The following is a 7,986-nucleotide window of genomic DNA, read 5'->3' as shown; positions in this document are numbered from 1 at the left end:
TGTATTGGTTCTTGCTGACTATAATTCTAGCGCTGCGCCGCATACGGGCTGATGGGGGGCCAGCGTTGGCCCTGACGGACCAGGCCAGGATGTGTTAAGTGGTGGTGGGCTTCTGTCCCCAGACGGTGAGCCAGGTCCAGACGGCGCAGAAGTCGTCAGCTTGCATTTCGGCGACGGCTTGCTGATAGAGCGGCTCCACTTCCTCTGGGCTGACAACCCCTGTCCTTACAAGGAAAGGTTTCAGTAGATCGAACATGACGAATATATTTTTGAAGGTGCTGTAGTGCTGGGGGGTACCGCTGGACCACTCCAGCGCGCCACCGCGCAGGCGGACGTCCTCAAAGCCGGCCTGGCGCAGCAGCGGGGCGAGCATAGGTGTAATGCCCAGATGGTGCCCATCGGGCGAGAAGCTTTGACCTGCGCGCTTGAGAGCCTCTGAGCAGAGCGCGTAGTAGCGTTGAGTGGCTGGGCTGGTGGTCAGGCCCCATTCGCTTTCGGTGAGGCGGATCACGCCGCCGGGCTTGAGCAGGCGGCGGCACTCGGTCAGCAGGCGTGGCCAATCCTGGGGCCGCATGAAGCCCGCCAGGAAGCGAGCGTTGATCAGATCGAAAGAGGCGTCGGCGAAAGCGAGGGGCTGCGTGATGTTCATTGCGGCGAACTGGACGTTGCTGAGGCCGCGCGAACGAGCCTGAGCATTGGCGTAGTCGACGATGCTGGGGCTGAGATCGACGCCGATGACCTCGGCTTTGGGATAGCGAAAGGCCATTTCGAGGGCCCAGCCGCCGGGGCCGCAGGCCAGATCGAGCACCTGGGCTGCGCTTGGCAGTGCCTCCAGCTCGGGCAGCAAGCCGCCCATTGCCTCCGTCACCAGGCGGTCTTGTTGCATGAGGCGCGCCAACTCAGCGGCCTCTTCGGCATCGATAAAATAGGTGCGCTCCCCAGCGGGCTGACTATCGCCGCCTGGCGCTTCGGCTTCAGCTGCAGTCATAGCTTGCAAGATCTCCTTTGCTCAGCTTCTGATCCCTGGATGGGTCAAAGTGTGGGCGGCCTGCTTGCCCGCAGAGCCTGCTCAAATCTGCCCGAGCCTGCGGGAGAAGATGCTGCCCATCTTGCCCTTTTCTTTAGAAAGCATACCAGCCTATATCACAATTCGCAAGGTTGTTTCTTTCTTCCGCTTAGGACGCTTCGCCTTCGCCGCTCTTGGCCAGGAGCATGTTGATGATATTGAGTTCGTGGGACATAAAGAGGTAATGGTCGAGGAAGATCTTGCGCCGCGCCTCGGGCAGGTTGTAACTGCGAAAGAGCAGGAACGGAAAGTGTTCGTAGTGGCGGCCCAGCGGCAGAACGCTGTCGATGGGATAGAGCGTGCGCAGATAGCTTTCGAGGAGGCGGCGAAAACTCCAGTAGGAGCCGAAGGCGTCCTCAGCGCCGCTCTGAAAGTAGCTCTGAAAGACCTTGCTGACCAGCAGGACATGCAGGGGAATGGCGTAGTGCTGGTCGGCGTGCTGTGTCTCCTGCCCGAGATGAGGAATGACCGTGTTCCCACGGGCGATACGGCCCAGCTCTCTGATGAGCGCGATGCCATCCTTGAGGAGCAGACGGATCTCATCGTTGCAGTACGGATGGCGCCGGAGCGTCTCCATCCGGCTGAGCAGCAGCTGCCCGCGCCGGTTGACCTGCAAGAGCTTCATCAGGCTGATCCAGTATTCTTCCCTCAGATGCCGCTCGCCCAGTGGCACAATGAGCAGGCTGCCGGCGATGTAGGCCCGCTCCAGGGGAGGGAGGGTCAGCAGGTGGTCAAAGCCGTGGATGGCGGCCTCCTCAAACCTGTCGGCCAGTTGATCCAGCTCAATCAAATAGGGACGAGGATGACGCTGGTCCCCGTCCTGCCGGGCCTGCCCCCTCGGACTGCCATGAGCCCGTCGGCCCGACTCCGACGCCGGCGGATTCAGCTCTAGACGGGCCTCGCTGAGGAGGCTGATCAGATCCTCGGCGACCTCACGGAAGTCCGGGGTCTCCGGGTGCTGATCGCGCAGATCATCGAGCTGCTCGACCAGGCGCCCCAGACGCGAGGTCAGGCTCTCGCCAGCGGAGAGCACGGCCTTACCGCCAATGGGGATCATCAGATAGCGCCCGTGACCGATCTGCCCCTCGCCCTTGATGCGCGTGAGCAGAGCGGTCTTAAGGATGAGCAGGATGTTGAGCAAGGCGAGCAGGCTCTCGCGCAGGGCTGAGTCGCGCTCTTCGGCCCGGCTGTAAAAGAAGCGGTCGGAGAGGTAGAAGGTGATGGCTTTCTCTGTATTGTCGAGGTCGCCGCCGCGCCCACGGTAGATAACCTGCAGGATCTCCATCAGGTTCTGCTCGATGGCGAAGCGTGGCACGTCAACCAGGATCGCGCGGGCGCGCTTGAAGGAGAGGCCACGGCTGGCCGAGGCGGTCATGAAGACAACGCGCACCTTGTCCTGATAGTCTCTTACCTTCTTCTTCTCCTCCTCGGAAATGTTGGCATGGATGGCCAGGTAGTCCTCGTAGAGCTGGAATTGCCCCAGGCTCCGCCGTAGCTCGGCGATCAGTTCGGCCAGGCGCTGCTTGTCCTGGATGTAAACCAGCACCTGTGGAGCTTCGGGCTGTCGAAGGATGGTCAGCAGGTCTGTCAGCAGCTCCTGCTGAAGGCCGCTTTTGAGCTGCTGGCTGATGGCGTGCAGCGCGGTTATGTCTTCGTAGCTCTCGATCTCCAGGCCAACGTGATAGCGCAGGCGCAGGGCGCTGGCTGGATAAGCGTTCGCGTTGATCCCAACCGCGTTCAGACGCTTGAAGCCGAAGGCGCTGCGGCTCAGGGGCTGCGGCGGCTGGCTAGCGCGCCGGAAGTAGATCTTATCTGGTTCGTAGGAGCTGTCTTCAAGATGGCGCTGAATGAGTTGCGGGTCGACGATCGAGGCGTCGGCCACAATGACTTTGCAGCGAATGGCCGGGTGGTTGAAGAGCTGGCACTGATGGAGCAGTCTGTGAACGCCCTCGACGAAGGCGGCGCCGCTCTCGTCGCCGGTGACCTCGTCGATCATGAAGAAGATGTATTTGATGCGTCGGCTGAGCTGTTCCAGGGCTTCCTGTTGTACCAGTCCCTGACTGAGCAGGCTCTGGAACAGGCTCTTGAGGTGTCGCAGGGTGGTGGCCTGGTCGTGACTGGTGCGCCTGAGCGATTGCACAGCGACGGTGGCGACGATGGTGTTGGAGAGCTGTTCTGTCAGGGCGGCGTCAATCGCCGAGCAGAGGCTGTCGAGGACGCCGCTGACGTTCTGGCCGCGGTCGATGAGCAGCCCCTCCTCGACTTCCTCTAGCCGGCGCTCGCGGGGACGTTGCTGCTGGGCGTCGGGGCCTTCGGCGGGCAGAAAGTCGATGCCGTGCAGTGAGAAGCGGTCGTTGCGCTGGGACGAGTAGTAGTGGACGGTGCGCTTGCCGCCGTTGGCCCGGATCTGGGCGGAGTTGGTTGTGAGAGCCAGCAGGGTATCGCAGCGCAGGTCGAATTCTGAGCTGCGGAACTTGTCGATGATGTCCAGGTTGACCTGCTTGCGGGGGCTGACGTAGACGAACAGGAAGCCCTCGCCCTGCATCGCGCGCTCTTTGAGAAAGTTGACGATGGCGGTGGTTTTGCCGATGCCGGGCGTACCGGTCAGAAAGAGGTAGGGGGTAGGTTGCTCCAGTTCGCGGAGCACAAGCTCGGCGTGCAGCTCGCGCAGTTTGCGCCCGGCACATGGCTGGTCGGGGAAAAGGGCCTGCAGCTCGGGCGTGACCTGTTCGGGGGTCAGCGGGCTGTCCATGCCGACGAAGTCGGTCAGCAGCTCCTCGTGAGAGACCCAGTGCAGGCCGTCGCCCCGCTCTGCCTCTTCCCGGAGCTGTTTGACGAACGATTTGCCCTGCTGAAAGCAGCGCGCCACGTAGCGGCTGATGGTCTCAAGGAGCTGCTCGCGGCTGGCCTCGATCTCCTGCCCGGGAATCAGGTGCTCCTCGCGCTCACGGTAGATCTCGGCGCAGGCTTCGAGAACGGGGAGCTGATCGCGGCGCAGGGTCATGCTATTGCTGCCACGGTCGGTGTAGCCAATGATGTGAAAGACAATGGAGTCCTGGGGGGTGAGGATGCCGTGGCGCGTGAGAAACTGGTAGAAGCTGCAGGCATAGCTACCTGCCTGGATGAGTTTGTAGCTCTCTTTGTCCTGGCGGCTGAAGGCGCGGAAGTAGCGTTTGAGGCCGGTGGCCAGTAGCTCCTGTCCGCTGAGCAGGGCGGCGTCGGTGTCGATGCTCAGGTTGGAGAAAACGCTGCGAGTGCGCATGTAGCGCAGCTCGCGCAGCAGCAGGCCGCGGATCTGGTCGACTGAGGTGAGACTGGCGGCGTCGCTGAGGCTGCGGACGCTGAAGACCGAAAGGTCGATGCAGAGGAGACGCCAGTCCTTTCCCTGCTGCAGCAAGAGCAACAGGTCGGCCTGGGGAAATTGGCCGCGCCCGCAGTACTGCTCGTAGATCTGCTCGCTGGCTGGCAGTGAGTAGTCGCGCTGACGCAGTTGCTCCAGTAACTCGGCGAAGGCCAGGCTTTCTTTTTTGGTGTAGGTCTCCAGACTGTTGGGACCGTGAAAGCGACATTGCAGGTAGACGATGTCAATCTGCCCGTTGTGGGCGGCCATGAGGGCCTCCAGCAGTTCCTGAAGGAAGGTGCGCCCGCCCAGGTAGCCGCGTAGCAAGATGAAGATGGCCCATTGGCGCAGCAGGTCGCGGTCCCAGCTGCTGAAGACGCAGTTGCGCCTGCTGAGCTTGCTGTAGAGCGGCTCAAAGTGGAGCTGGGCCAGCTCGCGCCGATAGTAATCGGAGATGGAGGGGGGGCAGTGGATGCGCGGCTCCTGGCCAAGGGCCGTGAGCAGGCCGGTGGCGAAGCCGATTTCAAAGAGACGGCCCATGTCTTCGCCGAAATGCTGGTTGCTGCTGGCTGGCTCTGGCTGCCTGGTCTGGACGCTTTGGCCAGATGGCTCTGGCATGGCTGACATGGCGCTGGTGATCCTCCTTGTTCCTCTTCCGTCGTATCCAGCTCAGGACGCGGTGGATGACGGCGGCTCCGGGTGCTGATGGTTGCCGCCACCTTGCTTCAGCTCCAGGGTGCGCAGCACTGAGCGCACGTGTGTCAGGCAGGCCAGCATGTTGAAACGCTGTTGGCCTTTCATGTGAGGAATGATGGCCTGGGCACCGGTGCTGCGGTCCCCGATGGTGCGCTTGTAGGGATCAAGCTTCATCATGGGGCTGGACGGTCTTTCAAAGCGCATGAAGTGCAGCAGGGTGATGGCCTCGATCAGGCCGTGCTTGATGGTGCCTGGCTGGTCAGGGGCCAGCAGGTCGGACCAGATGTACTGCTCGTAGCTGGGGTCCTGGTCGTAGACATGGGTGACGGTGGAGTAGGCCATGATGCCGTTGTAGACGCGCTCCTGCGCCTCGGGGGAACCAGAAGGGATATAGTAGCCATTGTAGAGATTGAGAAACATGACGGTGCGTTTGCTGGGATCGTTGACGACGTCGGCCAGTTCGCGCAGCTCGTCAATGTAGAGTGACTCTTGATCGTGCCTGGCAGAGCTGGCCTTGAGATCGAGGACGTAGTAGAGGTCGCAGAAGATGGGGTAGACGCGGAAGTCGCTGGCAACCTCGCGCATGGCCTGGATGACGTCCTGGCTCATGAAAAACAGCTCGCGGGCGCCGCCTTTGGTGAGGCCCAGGGTGCGGCTGTAGGGAGCGTGGGCGACGTAGAGCAGGTGACGGTAGCCCTGCTGGGCGCAGTAGCGGGCCTGTTCGATGATGATGTCGGGCCGCGTGTGCATGCTTTCGGAGGGGTGATTGTCGGCGAAGGTTCTCAGGCGACGCAGCAGGAGTTCGTTGCCCTGCCGCTCCAGGCCAAGCACTTCGCCGTAGATGGCGGCCAGGTAGTGATCGCGGGCCTGGGTAGTGTAGTCGCATTTGCGGCTGGAGACGACCAGGATGGCCACTTTGTCAAGGCGCGCGGGCTGGGCCTGGTCGGCGTCGGTGGCGGCGGCGGGCGCCGGCTGGAGGGCCGCGCTCTGATGGGCGGACGTGACCCGTGCTGGCTGACGGGCTGCTTGACGGGCTGCCGCGCGCCCGCTGTTGGTCTGCTCCAACTGCGGCTTGAAGCGATGCGGCAGGTTCGAGTAGAGCGAGCAGAGGGCGCTTCTAAGCAGGTAGACGTTATTGCCTTCCGCTTTCAGGGTCTCCAGGTGCATGCCTTGCGAGCTGGTCAGGTAGTCGGCTCCTAGCAGGTGCTCCAACACCTTGGTGATGCCGTGCAGGACGCTTTCATCGTCGTAGTGCTCCTGGCCGGCCTCTTCTTTCTTGATGTGGATGCAGATGAGCGGAATGAAGCGCCTGGCTGGCTCAATAGCGGTGGCGCTGTCGACGACCAGTTTGATGAAGAGGTAGGCGAGAAGGAGGTAGGTGAAGCGGTAGACAAAGGCGGCCTCGGAACGGACGGCTGGCCCCTGGTGGTGGTAGCCGTAGCCCAGGGCGATGTGTTTGAAGCCACCAAAGCACTGCTGGAAGAGCTTTTTGCACTCTGCTTGTTTCTGCTTATCCGCCTCTATGGGAAGCAGGATAACGGGCAGGGCCTGCAGGTGCCCAAGCTCGTAGCTCATGGCATAGCTGCCGATAGTCTCCTCGCTGCCATGCTCCTTGCTGAGGAAGTAGAGCGGCTCAATCTGAAGGCTAACGGCGAGTTTGCAGAGGACATTGCTGCTGATGCTGGCCTCCTCGATGCTGATGTACTTGAGCAGCTCGCGCCGGTGGTCTTCCTGGAATGAGAGGTCGTCGCTGAAAAAGTGGTGCTGGATGAAAAGTTGTTCGGGATCTTTCGAGAGGATGCCGGCGCTCAGGGAGATCACCAGGTCGGCCCGGTAGGGGCGCGACTGGTGGGCTGGCTTTTTGAGCGAGGCGACCAGGGCGGTCCGTACATCCTGGAGAAGCTCCGAGGTCTTCTTCGAGGTCTTCTGTGGGCCTGTGGACTGCTCCGGCTCCAGCTCCTCGGCCAGCCGCCGCAGGGCGGCCTCTTTCTCCTCTTGGGTGCCGGCTCGCAGGACGGGCAATAGCTCTTGCTCAAAGTCGGCCTCGGGCTGATAGCTGGGGTCTTCCCAGTGCTTGAAGGCGAAGAAGTAGAGCACGGCTACGCGGACGATGCGCGTGTAGAAGGCTTCAAGGGTGCCGTTGCTTTCAGCCTCCTGCCGGCGCTCGTCAAAGGAAGGTTTGTCCGGTTGGAGCAGGGCCAGATGGAATTTAAAGGATTCCTCGCCCTTGCCCCCGTGGACGTGCACTTTGCCGTTGAGCTTGAGGCGCAGGCCGTGGATGAAGCGCTTGACCCCTTGCTGCTCGTTGATGATTTCTCCGAGCTGACCAGCGACCTCGCCGAAGATGGGCAGGGGATCGAAGGCGTCGGCCCGTGAGAAGAGGTCGCGCAAGTTGAGGCGCTCCGACTGGCCATAGGAGACGATGTAGTGGCTATCGGGATAGCGCTGGATGTAGGCTTCAAGCTGGCGCAGGCGCTCGCTCAGGGTCTGGAGCAGGCGCTCGGCCCGGCGTTCCTGATCGCTGGCCCTGGAATCGCTGATGAGGCTTTGCCTGATGTAGGTCAGGTAGTGGAGGCGGGCGGTGCGCTGGATGCGGGCCAGGCCCTCATCGGTGATGGTCTCGCAGAGGATGTTGATCCGCTCGGCAGCCTGGCTTGTTGGTTGCTCAAGCTGGGTCTCCGCCTCTTTCAGCTCTTCTTCATCGGCCTGCCCGGTCTCCTGGTAGGTCTTCAGGTGGGCTTTGATGCCCTCGATCAGCTCCTTTCTCAGTTCGCCGATCCCCTGAACGTCGATGGTGAGTTTATGGCCCTTCAGCCGCGTCTGGTCGGTGGTGCCTGGCTGCCTCTGAAAGTGCAGTTGACGCCGCCGGACGATGGCGGACTTC

3 protein-coding genes are annotated in these 7,986 nt (G+C 62.0%); all 3 read right to left on the bottom strand.

The genetic code is table 11. From position 1 onward, the window contains the following. Positions 1-94: 94 nt before the first annotated feature. On the bottom strand, positions 95-988 hold the full coding sequence (locus IRZ31_RS18565; protein ID WP_297156393.1) for a class I SAM-dependent methyltransferase: 894 nt from the start codon (positions 986-988) through the stop codon (positions 95-97). A gap of 187 nt (positions 989-1,175) precedes the next feature. Then, complete coding sequence (locus IRZ31_RS18560; protein ID WP_297156391.1) at positions 1,176-5,033, bottom strand: hypothetical protein; 3,858 nt, start codon at positions 5,031-5,033, stop codon at positions 1,176-1,178. A 42-nt stretch (positions 5,034-5,075) separates the two neighbouring features. Next, the coding region (locus IRZ31_RS18555) for a hypothetical protein (RefSeq protein ID WP_297156389.1) at positions 5,076-7,986 on the bottom strand (2,911 nt) is incomplete at its 5' end.

Origin of the sequence: Thermogemmatispora sp. (assembly GCF_019683635.1) — a bacterium.
Lineage (GTDB): Bacteria > Chloroflexota > Ktedonobacteria > Ktedonobacterales > Ktedonobacteraceae > Thermogemmatispora.
The sequence above is the reverse complement of the archived record's forward strand: the minus strand, read 5'-3'. Positions and strand labels throughout refer to the sequence as shown.

Excerpts from the sequence above, each read along its gene's own strand:
- IRZ31_RS18565 (WP_297156393.1), bottom strand. The coding sequence starts at position 988 with ATGACTGCAGCTGAAGCCGAAGCGCCAGGCGGCGATAGTCAGCCCGCT.
- IRZ31_RS18560 (WP_297156391.1), bottom strand. The coding sequence starts at position 5,033 with ATGTCAGCCATGCCAGAGCCATCTGGCCAAAGCGTCCAGACCAGGCAG.